The following is a 15,795-nucleotide window of genomic DNA, read 5'->3' as shown; positions in this document are numbered from 1 at the left end:
AATCGCGTTAGTCTTCTGCCTGAAACCGCAGGAATATTCTGCAATCAGGACAAAGGCAGCAACCATGAACAAAAAAATTGTCGGCACACTTGTTGTAACCCTCATCGCACTAGCGGCAGGCGCTTATTATTACTACCTCGCACCCGCCCAAGCAGCCGCAGGTAAACTGGATTATCAAACCGCCACCCTCTCGCGTGGCAATATCGAAAGCGTGGTCAACGCCGCAGGCACGATCAACCCAGTCGTCACCGTCGAAGTCGGTTCCGAGCTTTCCGGCACAATTGAAGAACTCCACGCCGACTACAACTCATTGGTCAAAAAAGGTGACGTGATTGCCCGGCTGGATGACCGCACCGTGCAATCCAAACTCATCCAGAATCAGGCCGATGTTGACACTGCCCGCGCTAGTCTTGCGCAACAAAAAGCCAATATCAACAGCGCCAAAGCCAACCTCAAGCTCAATAAAACCGAATACGAACGCCTACAACCCCTCGTAACACGCGGGCTGATCAGCCGTTCCGAACTCGACAAAGCCCAAGCCGCCTACGAAGTTTCCCAAGCACAACTGCAACAAGCCGAGTCGCAACTCGTGTCCGCCAATGCCCAGATTGCGCAAAAACAGGCCGTTCTCGCCCAAACCCAACTCGACCTTGACCGCACCACCATCCGCTCACCGCTAGATGGCATAGTGATTGACCGTCAGGTCAGCATCGGGCAAACCGTCGCTGCCAGCCTTTCCGCCCCGATCCTGTTCAAAATCGCGCAGGATTTGTCGCAAATGCGAATCGAGGCCGATGTGGATGAAGCCGATATTGGCAAAATCGCCGAAAAGCAGCCGGTACGCTTTACCGTCGACGCCTTCCCCAGCCGCAAATTCAACGGTGAAGTGGCGCAAGTCCGCAAAGCCTCCACCGTCAACAACAACGTCGTGACCTACAAAGTCGTGATCCGCGCCGACAACGCCGACAAAGCCCTGCTTCCCGGCATGACCGCCAATGTTGACATGGTGACAGGGCTGAAAGAAAACGTGCTGCGCGTCCCCAACACCGCCCTGCGTTTCAAACCCGCCGAAGGCACCACCGCAACCACCAATGGCGGCAACACTATGGCGCAACGGATGCAAGAAACCCTGAGCAAGCTCAACCTCAACGCTGACCAGCAAAAACAGGCCGAAGCGGTCATGGTAGATTTCCAAGCCAGCATGGATAAACTGCGCAGTGCCAGCAGCAGCCCAACCGCCGGTGGCCCACCGCCCAATATGCGCGAGCAAATGGCTCCCTTACGCCAAAAAATGAACAATTCACTAAAAGGCATCCTCACAGAAAGCCAATACACCCAATACCAAGCCGCCAGTGGTTCGGCAGGCGGCAATCGCAATGGCGCAAATGCCGGAGGAAATGCCGGAGGAAATGCCGCCGCAGCCGATGCCAACTTCACCCGTGGCGAAGTCTGGACGCTGCAAGACGGCCAACCCACCAGCGTGCGGGTACGGGTTGGCCTTAGCAATGACGAATTCAGTGAAATTCAGGCACAAAACCTCGACGAAACCAGCGCCGTCATCGTCCGCGCCAACCGGAAAGCCCCATGAGCCAGCCAAACGTCATCGAAACCCGGCAAATTCGCAAAGCCTATAGCATGGGAGATAATGTCATCTGGGCACTCAAAGGTGTCGACGTGAGCATTAAAGCGGGTGAATTTGTCGCTGTAATGGGTACATCCGGCTCCGGCAAATCCACTTTCATGAACATGATCGGCTGTCTGGATACCCCCAGTGACGGTAAAATCCTGCTGAATGGCGAAGACGTGTCGCATCTGGATGCTGCCGCGCTCGCCCATATCCGCAACCGTTACATCGGCTTCGTGTTCCAGCAATTCAACCTGCTGCCGCGTACTTCCGCGCTGGATAACGTCGCCCTGCCCTTGCTGTATTCCGAAGTCCCGGAACGCGAATGGCAACCGCGTGCCAAAGCCAGCCTCGAACAAGTCGGCTTGGGCGAACGTCTCCATAACCAGCCTTCACAGCTTTCCGGCGGACAACAGCAACGGGTCGCCATCGCCCGCGCCTTGGTGAATAACCCCCTGCTGATCCTCGCGGACGAACCCACGGGCGCACTGGATACCCGCACCAGCTTTGAAATCATGGCGCTCTTCCAGCAACTCAACGACGCAGGCAAAACCATCGTACTGGTCACACATGAGCCAGAAATTGCCGCTGTAGCCAAACGTAAACTGATGTTCCGCGACGGCGAACTGGTGGAGGATTACCTCAATGGGCATCACTAAACTGTTCCGTGCCGCCATGATTGCCCTGCGCGTCAACCTGATGCGCAGCGCCCTGACCATGCTCGGCATCATCATCGGGGTTGCCGCCGTCATCATCATGGTCGCGATTGGCGCAGGTGCACAACAACAGGTCGACGCACAAATCGAAGGGTTAGGTGGGAATATCTTCATCCTCAGCGGCTCCTCCCGGCGCATGGGTGGCGTCACTACGGGCGCAGGCAGCGTACAAAGCCTGCAACAGGAACACGCTGATTACCTGCAAACCCAGCTTCCCGACATTGAAGCCGCCGCCCCCATGCTCTCCAACAGTGCACAAGTCATCTACGGCAACCTCAATTGGTCAACCACCGTGGAAGGCATGGATAACCACTACTTAACCGCCCGCAACTGGGTCATCGCTAACGGGCGCGAACTCAGCCCGCAAGAAAGCAACGCAGGCGGCAAAGTCGCCATCATCGGCGCGACCATCAGCAAAGAATTATTCGGTGAAAGCGACCCACTGGGACAAACCATCCGCGTTAACAATTTCAACGTCAACGTCATCGGCACGCTCAAATCCAAGGGGCAAGACTCACGCGGGCGCGATCAGGACGACGTAATCCTCATGCCCATCAAAACCGTGCGGACGCGGCTGGCGGGTGTCAGCAATTCCAACCCCACGCGGGTACAGTCGATTTACCTGAAAATCTATGACGGTGCCGACATGCAAGCGCTAGAAACCGACATCGCCGACCTGATGCGTACCCGCATGAAAGTTGCCCCAACAGCCGAAGACCCCTTCATGCTACGTAACCTCTCCGAAATGGTCGCAACCCGTGCGGAAACCACCCGCATTTTCAACAGCCTGTTAGCGGCGGTTGCCTCGGTCAGTCTGGTGGTAGGTGGTATCGGCATCATGAATATTATGCTGGTTTCCGTCACCGAACGTACTCGCGAAATCGGCCTGCGCATGGCAGTGGGCGCAACCCCCAGCCATATCTTGCTGCAATTTCTGGTGGAAGCCGTGGTGCTTTGCGGCTTGGGTGGCGCGATCGGCATGTTGCTGGCCTTGGTGGTCGTGGTGGTGCTGGATCAATTCGTCGGCACGCCAGCAGTGATGCAACCCACCATTGCGCTCATCAGCATCGGGTTTTCGGCACTCATCGGCGTATTCTTTGGCTATTACCCCGCGCTTAAAGCCTCGAAGCTGCAACCGATTGATGCCTTGCGTTACGAATAAATCCACGAATAAGTCCTTGAATGTTCATCCCCTGTTGGCATAGCGGGACTATGCTGGTGTTGTCTGGAAAAAAATTAGGCTCCGCAGCCGTTATGCGTGTAGGCCGCAAGGGGCGATGCCGTGGGCTGAAAGGTGCACCGGGGCATCTCACAGGAAAAGTTGCCGACTTGTGGAGATGCCTTTAACCTTGTCTGACCTTTTTACGATACTGCGAAGGCGTCACGTCACAGTATTGTTTGAATAAACTATTAAAGCTCGATTTTGATTTAAAACCACAACGAAAGGCAATATCTAGAATCGTAGACTTCGCCTGATTTGGATCTTGCAACAAGGCTTTCACTTCGTCTATTCTGAATTCATTCACATACTGATAGAAGTTTTTAGACAGACGGCTATTCAGTACCTGCGATAGGTTTCGTCTTGGAATATTTAGTGCTTCCGCCAAACTATACACAGAAAAATCCGGATTTATAAATGGTTTTCCACGCCGCATATAAGCTTGCATATCTTCAATGACTCGTGCAATGGCTTCGTCACTCAAATCATTATCATTGGCATCGCTATTTTCAATAGGTGTTTCAGACTCGATTTTATTTTCAAATGATGGTTTTCGGAGAAAGAACACAGGCTTCTGCTTTACACCAAAGAAACATAGTAAAATAATGAAACTTAAAAAAGACATCATATGAAATGTCAGTGGATCAATTACCGATGCTGATTCCAGCACATTCTCATTCATAAAATTCAGCAGGACTAATGCAGCGAATGTCGCAGGTAATGCATAAAGCCATTTCAAACTAATCTCGTTGTCATTTTGTGAAAATATTTCGGTGATAGTCTTTTGGTGTTGGACTAAAGCGTAAATAGTCACAATGGAATAAACGACAAAGACCAGGCCGTTAATGAGTCCAAAATGCACCATCAACGGTCTGAATAATGACATGACTTCGCCCTCACCGGCAGAGCCAATAGCGATATCCGGGCTTCCTATTGACGGTCTCATCGAATGGGGATGATCCATGGAAATATACAACAGATAGAACAACACAAACGGAATGAGATGCAATAAATCTGATTTTAGTATTTTCGCATCTTCACTGCTGACCAGTATGCGCACGTACCAATAAAGAATCGGCCCATGCAATAAAGTGAGCATGGGATTGGTATATAAATTAAAGACCGGAGAGTCGAGGCCTTGGTGTGACAGCGCTGTCTGGAGAAGTGGGATATTCAGCAGTAACAGCCACAAGCACAGGAGCAAATCAGATTTATGTTTATACGGCTTGGTCAGTAGATTGATCAGGGTGAAGACGGTGAGCGACAAACCGACGATGCAAATTTCCCACGTTAAACCTTCTGCGAAATACAAATTAATCACTCCGTTGACAGTCCAGACCACGCACACCAAAAATAATTAGTCCAAATGCCGCCATTTGGACGACTCAAGCCGCGCCAGACCTTAGATTATACGAGTAAACGATGTTCTAACAACCTATGAGGTCAGCCAATGAGTACCCAAGAAACTATCGCTCGCAGAACGCTCCTATCCGTTTGTCTGCTAGCTGGCATGTCTTCCTTTTGTGCTGTGGCAGATAGCAATGCACCTGTGCTGCCAGACACCGGACAGTCCGTCCAATATGACACCGAGGGCAAGGTGTTAGCCGAGTCTGATTCCAGCTTCTACACAGGGCAGGATGCGTCGGTACAAGGTAATGTACCGCGTTATCAGGACAATGATGACGGTACAGTGACAGACCTAAACACCGGTTTGATGTGGCAAAAAGCGCATGACTTCACGCGGCGTAATATGAAAGAAACCGTTGCGCATGTAGGCAGTATGACACTGGCCGGACATTCCGATTGGCGCTTACCAAGTATCAAAGAATTGTATTCCATCGCAAATTTCGATGGCCAGTTGATTAAACCGGAAGATGAAGGCGAAAGTAAACCTTATATTGATACTTCTGTTTTTGGTTATCAATATGACAAGCGATTAGCCTTTGCCGGACAATTCTGGTCTAGCACGCCTTACGTTAAAGGTGCTGTGCAAAATTTTACACGTAACGGTGGTATTCAAGGCGGTTTTGGATTTAATTTCTCGGATGGACACATTAAATCGTATGAAACTGGATTGTATTTTGATGGCAGCGAAATAAAAGACAGCGATGGTATGTTTGTGCCAGGTTGTTTTGTACGTGCAGTCAGAGGAACCACCACACTTTACGACATGAGTTATGTCGATAACAAAGATGATACGGTGACTGATAAATCCACCGGCTTGATGTGGACTAAAAACGATAGCGGTCAAACCATGAATTGGGTCGATGCATTAGACTATGCGGATAAGGCCGAAATTGCCGGACATAGCGATTGGCGATTACCAAATGCTAAGGAATTGCAGAGTCTGGTGGATTATGAAAAGAAAACATTCCCTGCGATTAATACTGACTTTTTTAATACTACAGTAAAAACGTTTGAATCAGTAAACGATGCTTATTATTTCTGGACCAGCACCACACAAGGGGACTTTAAATGGACAGCCGATTATGTGGCATTTGGTCAAGCGTGGAGTAAGAAAAACTCCAGTGCCACCGAGTATTTTGATTGGCATGGAGCCGGTGCGCAGCGTAGTGATCCAAAATCCGGCAAACCCAGTGATTACGAATTAGCATCTGATATGGCGTCGGATTACATCTCAATTAATAACTGGGTTCGTCTCGTTCGTGATGCGAAGCCTTAACAATTCATGCCTGTTGGCGTGTAGAAGCAGATTGCAGCAAATCTGCTTAGATAAAGTGAACATAAAAAAGGAGTATATTGTGAATAAATTAATTAATTCGAGCCTCATCGCACTGGGTTTGATTGCCGGAATGACACCAGCATTACAAGCGGCGGAGTCAACAACTGAACAGAAGCTGGTCGAAGTACGATTGGTTGACACCATTGATGAAGATCGCGGCTATTGTCTGGATATTGCTGGCGGTAAAGGCGCTGATGCACCTTTGGATAAAGGCATGCAGGCACATACTTGTTATGACTACACTGGCGGCTTGTTGGAAGATCAAAGCTTTGATGAGGCACTGCTTAAAGAAGGTCAGTTTAAGATCGTTTACTTTGATATCTGTATGACGGCATCCGCCGTTGAGAACGATGCTTCAATTGCATTGGCATCTTGCGATAGTAGTGCCGATACTCAGCAGTTTTCATTGGAAGAAAATGGCCATCTGGTGATGAAAGCTAAGCCGGAGCTATGTGTCACGGTGAATGCGACTGAAAAACGCGAAGGGCGTGGCGCGACACCCGTTCATGTGATGCGACCTTTGTCACTGCAAGCTTGTAGCGAAGATAATGCGAAGTATCAGACTTGGTCGTTGTTTAGTTTTTAAGTTTGCCAGCAGTTGTCACAGTATTGTTTGAATAAACTATTATCGACACGACTGAGTTCGCCGCCATGAAACAACGCCGCAAAAAATAAAGCTGGCCTATTCCTCATGGAATCTGACGTTTATTTATTTCATGCAACAGGTAGAATGTAATGGTCATTAGTCAACAACGAGGATTATCCGAATGAGTGCATTAGACCGTATCGATCAGGCTGTAAAAAGCAACCCAGTCGTCATTTTCATGAAAGGTACACCGCAGATGCCGCAATGTGGATTTTCCAGCCGTGCTTCTCAAGCACTGATGGCGTGCGGTGAAGAGTTTGCCTACGTCAACGTATTGGGCGACCCGGAAATTTTCCAAGACTTGCCACAATACGCCAACTGGCCGACCTTCCCACAGGTTTACATCAACGGTGAATTGATCGGCGGTTGCGACATTACGCTGGAAATGTACCAGAACGGTGAATTGCAAAAGATGGTGAAAGAAGCCATGAAAGGCAACGCTGCACCTGAAGCAGGCAATGCCGCGTAAGCAATGCCCAAATAAGCAAAGGGCTTGATTCCTCAAGCCCCTTGCGCATCATTCAGGCAGCGGCTGCCTTCTTTTTCTCTGCCGCTGCATGTAAAGCATCGTTGATAGCGTAACCATACGCACTATGCACCTGAGCCGATAAATCACTGAAAAATAAGGCAACCAAATAATATTAAATGTGTGCATACCATGATTAATACCATGATTCGCTAATCTGTCCCCGTTTTCAGCCCTTCCAGCCACCACGCAAAACACCCCGTAAACGCACATCCTAGGGTTAGCCCTAATTCTGGTGAATAAGTTTGTGGGGCATGGTTGCGGGTATTGTCTTGGACACAAAAAAGCCGCATCAGGTGCGGCTCATTCGTTGGGGTGTTGTTGCTCATCGCTTGCGGTATTCGGAAAGGTTGTGAACCCTTGCCGTGTATTCCCTGCACCATCGCCATTGTGGGGAAGATTGCATTACCACATCACCCCACGGGGTAACTTGCCGATACTTGCACCGATCTTGCAGGCAGTCAGTACAGCGTACCATTCCCACCGGTATTTCTTCGGGTTCGGGTTTCGCCCTACCCTTGTGCTGGTATGCGTACCATTCCACAACTTGCTTGATAGTCGCCATTGTTACGCCACCATTCCCAAATTCTTGCAGGTCATGTGCAAAGAATGCCTCGAGTTCTGCCAGTGTGACGGGTAGACCTTGCGCCACTGTTTCCAGTCGCTTGACACCCTCCCGTTTGAATTCACGGGTGGCGAATTCGGCAATATGCCCCGTTGTGGAACTGCCAAAACTGACAAAACCCCCCTCTTCGGGGGATGAGTGGCTTTTTAACCTGTCTAGCCATTTGCCCATGAATCACCCCGCCCAACTAAATCTAGTGGTAGGCCTGCCATTTGCCCGCGTTTCCGTGGTGCTTGCCATCAGGTAGTTACAATCAATTAGCAGGTCGAGCGCATCCTCTGTAATTTCCTCAGTAACACCCTTCCAGCCTTTGCGGTAAACATCCCGCATCGTGAATACATCGGGAAGTTTTGATTTATTCGCCAGTATCGTTTTTGCCGCCGCCGTTGCGCTTGCCGTGCCAGATGAATACACACGTTTTGCATGGCTTTCGAGGTATTCAGCCCACCCTAGCGCCCGCATGGTTGCCACCTCACCCACTGCCCCACTTGCCCCGCCGTCTAGCAGTTCGAGCAATAAAGCGAGTGCAGAAATAGGCTTGCCCATTTTGGTCATGTGGCTTTCTAAAGCGTTGGGCATATCTGAAGATCGCGCCCGCGTCATTGTGTCGCTGTACCATTCAACAAACAAAGGTTGTGCGGTTTCGGTAAAGCCCCATATTTTCGACTCTCTGTCAGGCATTGGCAGTTCTGACAAGCCGCGCATAACACCCATATAAGCCGCGTATGCCCTTTGGTCTGGTACGCGGTCACGATAGGAAAAACTTTCTTCATTGTCAGGGTATGCCATCAACTGAAACCGCTGAATAAGACCGTCATCAGACTCACCAGAAACCGCACCACGCACCACGCCCGCAATTTTTGAAGGCTGGATACCACCAATAATGGATAAAATCGGGTGTTCAATCATCACCGTACCTCTCATTATCCGGTCAAAAGCGTATGGGCTTAGCCGGTCATAAAGTTCAAGGTAGAATGCCCGATCTTCACCGCCGTCCTTGCCGCCCAACTTGGCAAGCCATCCCGCTAGTTCGTCACGCTCCATCAGTAAGCCGTTGTTTGTTTTGGCTAACAGTTCGCCTAACTTTTCAATGGTTGAATTATTGACTGACAATCTAGGTAATGCCGGTGCTTCGGGTGCTTTGCCCTCTGCCATAATTGCCGCCGCTAACGTTACATCCTTGTTTTTTGAAGCCACCTTCATTTGTTTTTTGCGCTCTTCCGCCCCTGCTTCGATCATGGCTTTCTGGATTTCGATTTGCTCAATTTCCTTGTTGTGGGAAATTTTCATTTCTTGTTCAATGTTGCGTAGTGGTTGCAATGCCGCGCTGATAGCCGGTGATTTCATGGCTGAAGGTCTGCCAATTACTGCCCCCCAAAGGTTCGGGGCAAGTTTCCAGTCATCCAACTGTTTAGGCTTCATTAGCACCTTGCGCCCAACAAGCGAACCCGCCGCAACCATTGCCGTTACTGCCAGAAAGTCTATAGGGCATTGCATTCTATCCGCTGCATCAATCACGAAACCACGCACCGATTCAGGCAATAAATCAGGGTCAAACTTTTGCACTGGTGCGCGGTCATCATCGGGTAAATCAAGGGTTTTGATTGTCGGTTCTTCGGTTTGCTGTTCGCGGTTTGCGCGGTAATCATCCATAGCAATAAAATTTCTCATTGGTCGTTACTCCCTTGTGATGCGTAGCTTTCGAGAATCAGCATATTCAGGGTGTAAGCCGCTGAAAGTTCATCCTCTAGTGGGTTGATCGTGACGCGGTGCAAACTGCTTGTGAGGTGCGCTTGCCGCTGTAGGTGTTGCCGGTGCTTAATCAGGTCTTCAAGGTCTTGGATTGCCGCAACCATGTTTGCATCACGCCGCGCTTGTTCGTGCTTGCGCTGTGCATCTGCCAGCATTGCCGCCGTTTGTGCCTCAGCCTTGCGCCGTAGGGTTTCGCGCTCTTTGTCGTTGGCACTGGATAACCCAAGATAATCAGCCACGGCTTTAAGCTGTTCCAACGGCGTCCAGCCGAATACATGACCGAGCAATGAAAAGCCGTCCCCTGCCTGTGTGTCGCCACCCCCGCCGCATATCCAGCGCCCGGTATTCTGATAGGTTGCATCCAGTCTGAAACGGTCTTTGCCACCACATCCGGGGCAGGCCGTATGCTTTGTGTGTGAAGTGGTTGCAAGCTGGATGCCTAGCGCCCGGTGAATGCCTTCCCAGCGTCCAGCCGCCGCCGTGCGCACCTCTGGAAAGCCTAGATATTGGTTGTTTGCCCGTGCGGTCATGACAAGCCCCCCATTACGTCGCTTAAAAATCCCTTGGCAATCACCGCATGTTCGGTGCGCTGCTGTTCGCCGGTCATAATGTGGGTCTGTGTTACGGCAAAAAGCCGCGTCTTGCCGTCTGGACAAGTCAGCCACATAGCCTTTTCCGACCTGCCAGCAAAGACACATTGCAAGGTGAGCGTGTCTTGATCGTCGAATGTGTCTAGGGGCGTATGGCCTGTGGTGGCTGGATAAAAATCATGGGATTGTGTACTATTCATGGTGTCCGCCTGCTATCAAAAGTGGATTCTCCAAAGCCCGCCCGACTTGTCCCCGGTGCGGGTTTTCTCGTTTTGGGGGATACCCTCCCCCGTTTTTCTGATTCATGCCGCCGCCTCCAAGAATGCTTTCAACTCTGATTGCTTCCATCTTGCCGCGTTAAATCCAACTTTCACGGGTTTGGGGATTTTGCCGATACGCGCCAGCCGCCAAACGCTTGAACGGTGTAGTTTCAGCACGCCAGCAACTTCTTTATCTGTCAGCATTTGTTCTAGGGTTTCCATGTCTTTTCCTTGGGTTGGTTGATGTGCTGTTATGTTGGCTTATCCGTTCACATTAAAAAATGAACCCGCTTGTGTGGCTTCACTTAGGGTCAACCCTAGCTTTGAATTTCCGCACCCAGTTTTTTACCGCCCTGTCAGATAAATTGTGTTTTTGGGTCATGGCTTCAATAAAACGCTCTTGGTTTTCATAAAGTGATTTATCGGCCTGCCATTCATCCCAATCAACTCTAAGTTCTTTGCTGCGCTCAATGTGTGGCTTATTACTCTTTGCATTCATCACCCGTGATTTGTGGCTAGTGTTGATGCCTTTAAAAAGGCTGAACCACGCTTCGTTCACTATTTGAGCATTTGAATATGTGCAGTAATCACGGAAAACCGCCGCCGCTAACTTATGCGGGGTGTCTTTGTAGTGCTTGAAAACGGCCTGACCTACATAGTGAGTATTTGCCCCCAAAGGAAAGCACTCTTTAATTATGTGATGTGAGCTTTGAAATAGTGATTCTTCGAGCGTTTCGCCTTCTTCCCTGACTTCTTCAGCAAGCCTAAAAACGATATTCAATAATTCAGCATTTGAATATTCAACCGGTTCAAACTTTTGTCTAACTGCTTTAACTATCACTGCTGGATAATCCATATAAACACCTCTTCTTTAAAAAACTGTTATGGGCAGTTTGATATTATCGCCCTGCCCTGCTGGGTTTATTGCGCCAGTAGCGCCGCGATTTCCTTATCAATCTGTTCAGGTGGCAAATCAGCCGGAAAATAAACCGTTCCATGTGTCGAGCCGAAAGCGTTTATTTCATCCATCAAATCAGCTTCCGCTTTGTCGTAAATCCAATAGCCGTCTAACCAGTAGTAAACGGGTTTCATGTTTTGGTCTTGCATAGTCGTATCCTCTTTAAGTGGGGGCGATATTTCACGCCCCCGATTAATTAGCCAATCCAGATGTATTTCTTTCCGCCGTTGGTGTAGTTGGGGTTAACCTGCATTAATCCCTCCTTCATTGCACGGCTAAAAAAGGCGCGTTGCATGTTGCTGATGCGGGTGCGGTCATTAGTTTTGCTACCCGTTTCAGTTGGTGCGATTCGCTTTTGTACCCAATGCCAAGTGGGTTCAACAGACGGCTTACACTCACCTACCCGCACCGCTGCCACCCATTCAGCATAAAGGCTTTCATGCCCTTCAGAACCCTTAGCTAAGGGTTTGCTTAGGGTTTCCGCCTGAACCGCTTCAGAACCCTTAGCTAAGGGTTTTAGAGTGGTTTCCTGAAGTGGTTTTGTGGTGGCTGAAGTGGGGGCGTTACCCGTGCGATTTTCCCGCGTTTTCCGGTCTTCAGAACTGTGAGCCAGGTTCAGTGAGTCGAGCGCCGCCCGCTTTTTTTCATCCTTGAAACCGTAAAAAGTGCGGTCATCAGTAGCAGGCTTTTTACCATCGGTATTCACAAACCCAACAAACCCGCCTTGTTTTGTTTCCGCCGGTTGCTGGTATTTGAAAACAGGCTTTTCGTAATCCGGGGTAATGGTTTCGTATTTACCCACTGGGGCAGTAAATCCAATACTTGACCGTTTAAACCCGCCGTCATTCTTCGGTATTACGCTTTCAGGCTTTTCAGGCATTGCGCCGCCGTCATACTTAGCAAGTTCTAATTCAAGCCCGTACACGGCATTTTGTGCGCGTTCCTTAGCGTGGCTTAAGAAGTGGTGCAGGATTTCAAAAGCCGTCGCCACTAATAACATGGTCAACACCGTTGCGGCTTTAATGTTGTCCTTGTAATCACTGCCACTGATCGAACCAATAAACTTGGCAATGGAAACAATAACCGCGTTATACGAATCCGCCTTTAGTTTGTCTTGGCGGTCGTAATTCATCTTTGTGGTCGCTGTATTCGTCTGTACGGCAATTTCTTTGACCGCTTGCAGGGTTGCCGCGTCTGAAGCTTTCAGGCTGTTTAAGGTGGCTTTATCGCCGTCGCAGTGCTTATAGCCCGGCTTGCCTAGATTCGCCATGCACCGCGCATAAGTCTGTTCAGCATTGGCAATTGCAGACGCATTGCCGCTGGATAGGGAAGGGGCGACGCTTGCCACTGGTGCAATGGTTGCCTGATACGCCTTATCATTTTCCAGCAATACGCGGCTTTTGGTGTCTTGGGATGCGCTGCTACTGAAGAACTCAGCGAATAGAGCAAACCCTATGACGGTGAACAGTACCAGTGCAATCGAGCCATATAGCCCAAAGTGCAAATAGGCGTGATGTTTTACCCATGCCAGAAAAACCGCGCTCATAATCACGATAACGAACATGAGGATAAAATCGAGTGCTGAATGCCACTCTGTGAAATACGCCGCCCATGTAACCGCATCACCTAAATACAGGTGCTTCATGAACATGAAATAGAGTAAGCCGGTCAACACCATTGCGAACTTCAGCAATAATCCCGCCCGTTTGTCTTGTTCCTTGTGAACCTGTAATTGTTCGTTCAGGATTTCCAGCTTTTTGGATTCGAGTTTGTTGTTATCCATGATGATTCCCCCTTAAACCAGTAATGAATTCAGCATGGTGGAAAGCAGGGCGATAATAGCCACGCCTTCAGAATCCCGGTGCTGAATGTAATTTGCCGTGAATAAGCCGCTGAAGAGCATTAGCGGGTAGTGCATATCGAGGAATGGCAGAAACGCCATGCCGGGGTATTGCTGCCAGATAAGCACCAGTTTGTAGGTGGCATAGCCAATGCTTAGCAGTACCAGAAATTGCACCGCCCGGGTGAATGCCTTGTGGTAGTCGATACGTGCTAACCAGCGGGCAAAATCGCCTAAACCTGCTTTTGTCGGGTTGCGGTCAAGGTCATCAGGTGAGTGCTGTAACGCTCTCACTGAGGCAACATGCGCTTGCTCTTCGGGTGTTAGTAGTGGGTTCATACTACTACCTCCACACGCTGCCCATCGTCTGCCAGTTGGTAGATTTTCAGCTTTGCGCCGCCGCGTTCATTGCGTAGAAACGCTAGAACCTGCTTAGCAATGGCTAGATCGGTGAATACATGAAGTTTTGCATGACGGCTTGAACCGTCTTGGAGGGTAACAGGGTAGGTGTTATCCCAAGAGTATCCGCCCCACAGTTGGTTAGGGGTTTCGATTATGAACTTGCCCATTGGGGGCGTAATGATATGATTGTCCATTGCTGGATTCCTTTTTGTACGGGTTTCAGTAAATGGCTGTTTGAGAACTCGACCTCTCATTCAGCCCGTAGCGCCTCCACTTCGGTGGGGGCGTTTTCGTTTATGCGGCTTGCTTTGCCGCGCTTGTCAGTACCTCCCTCAAGATGCGGTTAATCTCTGCGTTCATGCTTCGATCGTTGGCCTTAGCCCGATCTGTCAGTAATTGCTTAACATCGTCTTCCATGCGTAGCGGGTATGGTGCTTGTCGTTTGGCTTGGTTGCTCATGTCGGTTTACCTTTTGGACTTGTTTGGAGTCCTTAGGATAACACCGTTTCTTAGTGAGTCCAATAGAGTCCCATTGATTTAGTGACTTATTTAGAGTCCCATTGATATGATTCAGTGATGAATACAGAAACCCGCCCAACGCCTTACCCATTGCGCCTTGAACCTGATACACGGGCAAGGATTGAAACCATAGCCAAGGCTAACGGTAGGTCACTGAATGCCCAAATAGTTATGATGCTGGATGAATGGCTTGCAGGAACAAGCGGGAATGAATCGCCAGTGACTGAATCGAGAGTGCTGGAATTGATACGGCTGGAACTGAACAAGCGTCGGTAAAGTGAGTGGCTTTGATTCTGGGTGAATCTTTGAAAGGTTTGCGGGTGATTGCCACCAAAGATTCACGTACACGCGCACAAAACTGAAAACCGTTATGATAACGGATTACCCGTTCCCTTGATTTAGTCGGTGATCTGCTGATTTCGTGCTTGACGATTCGCCCAAAACATAATCTGTAGATTCCACAGATTATAAAAGCCACCTCTGAGGTGGTAGTTAGTCCGGGTCAAGCGCACCGTTGTCGCTAAAGTGCCTGATCAGGATTTCCAAAGGCTCTTTCTCACTGCCCGCGTGTTCGAGTTCTTGCCGTGGTTTGCCAACTGCCCGATCCAACAGGGAGTTAGCCGCGCTTAGGCGTGTTGCGTGTGGTGCTGTGCCGTCCCTCATGATTTCCACCAACGTTTCCAGTGCCTCCCTTGTGAATATGCCTGCTACCGCTTTAACGTCTGCTGTCGCCTTGTTGCGTGTTCCAGCAACGCGCCCGCCTGTTTTTATGCCCTTAGCCATTATTCCGCCTCACTTAGCACTGATGCCTGCAATCGTTTCAAGTAGTTGCCTTCAAAAGCCACAAGTTCAATTTTAGTCGGTGCATTCACGTTCGATATGGTGGTTTCCGTGTGCATTTGCGGCTTGCCATGCCCACGGTCAAGGATAGCCGTTGCTGCACTGATTCGCGCCGCCGCCGGTTGTGCGTCGTCTTTCATCACATCCACAAGCGTTTGCAGTGCATCAGCCGTGAACTGTTGCGCCGCTTCTCGCAAGTCAGCAGTGGATTTATTAGGCGTTCCAGCTTGCCGCCCGCCTGTTTTTATGCCTTTTGCCATTTCTAAACGCCTCCAAAGTAGATGCACACATCATATAGTGTTTCTATGCGCGTGTTGACACAAGATATGGGGTTTTTACTGGTAAATACTAATCACTAGCCCGGTTAGTAGTTGGCTAGTAGTTGATCGGGATCACCGTTGGGGTGTTATGGTATCTAATACCCTTTTGTCAGTTTTGGCAGTTGGACAACGGGGCATATTGCCCGCTGTAGCCTTCGATTTTGGCTAAAAATTAGGTTCTGTCAGTTTTGGCAGTTGGACAACGGGGCATATTC

The 15,795-nt window shown here is 49.7% G+C and carries 21 protein-coding genes; 7 read left to right on the top strand and 14 right to left on the bottom strand.

Annotation, left to right across the window (positions count from 1 at the left end; translation table 11 throughout):
• Nucleotides 1–64: 64 nt before the first annotated feature.
• The 3 genes from Q394_RS0104215 to Q394_RS0104200 are packed head-to-tail and all read left to right on the top strand — an operon-like array spanning nt 65 to nt 3,502.
• Nucleotides 65–1,588: an efflux RND transporter periplasmic adaptor subunit gene (locus tag Q394_RS0104215; RefSeq protein WP_028488176.1), complete on the top strand. Its 1,524-nt coding sequence runs from the start codon at nt 65–67 to the stop codon at nt 1,586–1,588.
• Nucleotides 1,585–2,283, top strand: coding sequence for an ABC transporter ATP-binding protein (locus Q394_RS19090; RefSeq protein WP_038140475.1), 699 nt, complete (start codon nt 1,585–1,587; stop codon nt 2,281–2,283). Before Q394_RS0104215 ends, Q394_RS19090 begins: the two co-directional genes overlap by 4 nt.
• Nucleotides 2,270–3,502, top strand: coding sequence for an ABC transporter permease (locus tag Q394_RS0104200; protein ID WP_028488174.1), 1,233 nt, complete (start codon nt 2,270–2,272; stop codon nt 3,500–3,502). Before Q394_RS19090 ends, Q394_RS0104200 begins: the two co-directional genes overlap by 14 nt.
• 181 nt (nt 3,503–3,683) lie before the next feature.
• Here Q394_RS0104200 and Q394_RS0104195 read toward each other — a convergent pair whose 3' ends face one another.
• Nucleotides 3,684–4,871, bottom strand: coding sequence for a helix-turn-helix domain-containing protein (locus tag Q394_RS0104195; RefSeq protein ID WP_028488173.1), 1,188 nt, complete (start codon nt 4,869–4,871; stop codon nt 3,684–3,686).
• Between the two features lie 138 nt (nt 4,872–5,009).
• Between Q394_RS0104195 and Q394_RS19085 the strand changes: the two genes are divergently transcribed.
• The 3 genes from Q394_RS19085 (at nt 5,010) to grxD (ending at nt 7,417) form a co-directional block, all read left to right on the top strand.
• The gene (locus Q394_RS19085; protein WP_084260345.1) at nt 5,010–6,242 is read left to right on the top strand and encodes an Lcl C-terminal domain-containing protein; all 1,233 of its coding nucleotides are present in this window, start codon (nt 5,010–5,012) and stop codon (nt 6,240–6,242) included.
• Nucleotides 6,243–6,321: 79 nt separating this feature from the next.
• Nucleotides 6,322–6,888 carry an RICIN domain-containing protein gene (locus tag Q394_RS0104185; RefSeq protein WP_211248784.1) on the top strand — a complete coding sequence of 189 codons (567 nt, stop codon included), beginning with the start codon at nt 6,322–6,324 and terminating at the stop codon, nt 6,886–6,888.
• A gap of 181 nt (nt 6,889–7,069) precedes the next feature.
• Entirely contained in the window at nt 7,070–7,417 is a 348-nt protein-coding gene (grxD, locus tag Q394_RS0104180) for a Grx4 family monothiol glutaredoxin (RefSeq protein ID WP_028488171.1), read from the top strand.
• A gap of 382 nt (nt 7,418–7,799) precedes the next feature.
• Here grxD and Q394_RS0104175 read toward each other — a convergent pair whose 3' ends face one another.
• The 11 genes from Q394_RS0104175 to Q394_RS21855 all read right to left on the bottom strand — a co-directional run bounded on the left by Q394_RS0104175 (nt 7,800) and on the right by Q394_RS21855 (nt 14,360).
• On the bottom strand, nt 7,800–8,270 hold the full coding sequence (locus Q394_RS0104175) for a hypothetical protein (RefSeq protein ID WP_028488170.1): 471 nt from the start codon (nt 8,268–8,270) through the stop codon (nt 7,800–7,802).
• Between the two features lie 3 nt (nt 8,271–8,273).
• Complete coding sequence (locus Q394_RS19080) at nt 8,274–9,770, bottom strand: YfjI family protein (RefSeq protein WP_051542747.1); 1,497 nt, start codon at nt 9,768–9,770, stop codon at nt 8,274–8,276.
• Nucleotides 9,767–10,381, bottom strand: a complete 615-nt coding sequence (locus Q394_RS21290) for a primase-helicase zinc-binding domain-containing protein (RefSeq protein WP_028488169.1) — start codon at nt 10,379–10,381, stop codon at nt 9,767–9,769. The genes Q394_RS19080 and Q394_RS21290 overlap by 4 nt, the downstream gene beginning before the upstream one ends.
• The gene (locus Q394_RS22275) at nt 10,378–10,641 is read right to left on the bottom strand and encodes a hypothetical protein (RefSeq protein WP_028488168.1); all 264 of its coding nucleotides are present in this window, start codon (nt 10,639–10,641) and stop codon (nt 10,378–10,380) included. The genes Q394_RS21290 and Q394_RS22275 overlap by 4 nt, the downstream gene beginning before the upstream one ends.
• Before the next feature lie 102 nt (nt 10,642–10,743).
• Complete coding sequence (locus Q394_RS0104155) at nt 10,744–10,923, bottom strand: helix-turn-helix transcriptional regulator (RefSeq protein WP_028488167.1); 180 nt, start codon at nt 10,921–10,923, stop codon at nt 10,744–10,746.
• 79 nt (nt 10,924–11,002) lie between these two features.
• Nucleotides 11,003–11,557 (bottom strand): hypothetical protein, encoded by a 555-nt coding sequence (locus Q394_RS0104150; protein WP_028488166.1) that lies wholly within the window; start codon nt 11,555–11,557, stop codon nt 11,003–11,005.
• Between the two features lie 65 nt (nt 11,558–11,622).
• Nucleotides 11,623–11,808 (bottom strand): hypothetical protein, encoded by a 186-nt coding sequence (locus Q394_RS0104145; RefSeq protein WP_028488165.1) that lies wholly within the window; start codon nt 11,806–11,808, stop codon nt 11,623–11,625.
• Nucleotides 11,809–11,855: 47 nt separating this feature from the next.
• Nucleotides 11,856–13,442 carry a hypothetical protein gene (locus Q394_RS0104140; RefSeq protein WP_028488164.1) on the bottom strand — a complete coding sequence of 529 codons (1,587 nt, stop codon included), beginning with the start codon at nt 13,440–13,442 and terminating at the stop codon, nt 11,856–11,858.
• A 12-nt stretch (nt 13,443–13,454) separates the two neighbouring features.
• Nucleotides 13,455–13,838, bottom strand: coding sequence for a hypothetical protein (locus Q394_RS0104135; protein WP_028488163.1), 384 nt, complete (start codon nt 13,836–13,838; stop codon nt 13,455–13,457).
• Complete coding sequence (locus tag Q394_RS0104130; protein WP_028488162.1) at nt 13,835–14,095, bottom strand: hypothetical protein; 261 nt, start codon at nt 14,093–14,095, stop codon at nt 13,835–13,837. Before Q394_RS0104130 ends, Q394_RS0104135 begins: the two co-directional genes overlap by 4 nt.
• Nucleotides 14,096–14,195: 100 nt before the next feature.
• Nucleotides 14,196–14,360, bottom strand: a complete 165-nt coding sequence (locus Q394_RS21855; RefSeq protein ID WP_084260343.1) for a FitA-like ribbon-helix-helix domain-containing protein — start codon at nt 14,358–14,360, stop codon at nt 14,196–14,198.
• 117 nt (nt 14,361–14,477) lie between these two features.
• Between Q394_RS21855 and Q394_RS22270 the strand changes: the two genes are divergently transcribed.
• A complete protein-coding gene (locus Q394_RS22270; RefSeq protein ID WP_156946733.1) occupies nt 14,478–14,696 on the top strand; it encodes a hypothetical protein in 219 nt (72 codons plus the stop codon).
• 216 nt (nt 14,697–14,912) lie between these two features.
• On the opposite strand, the gene Q394_RS19070 is transcribed toward Q394_RS22270, so the two are convergent.
• Together Q394_RS19070 and Q394_RS19065 are read right to left on the bottom strand one after the other, a co-directional pair.
• Entirely contained in the window at nt 14,913–15,203 is a 291-nt protein-coding gene (locus tag Q394_RS19070) for a hypothetical protein (protein ID WP_051542743.1), read from the bottom strand.
• Complete coding sequence (locus Q394_RS19065; protein ID WP_051542740.1) at nt 15,203–15,520, bottom strand: hypothetical protein; 318 nt, start codon at nt 15,518–15,520, stop codon at nt 15,203–15,205. The genes Q394_RS19070 and Q394_RS19065 overlap by 1 nt, the downstream gene beginning before the upstream one ends.
• Between the last annotated feature and the right edge of the window lie 275 nt (nt 15,521–15,795).

Source organism: Thiothrix lacustris DSM 21227 (assembly GCF_000621325.1).
GTDB lineage: Bacteria > Pseudomonadota > Gammaproteobacteria > Thiotrichales > Thiotrichaceae > Thiothrix > Thiothrix lacustris.
The sequence above is the reverse complement of the archived record's forward strand: the minus strand, read 5'-3'. Positions and strand labels throughout refer to the sequence as shown.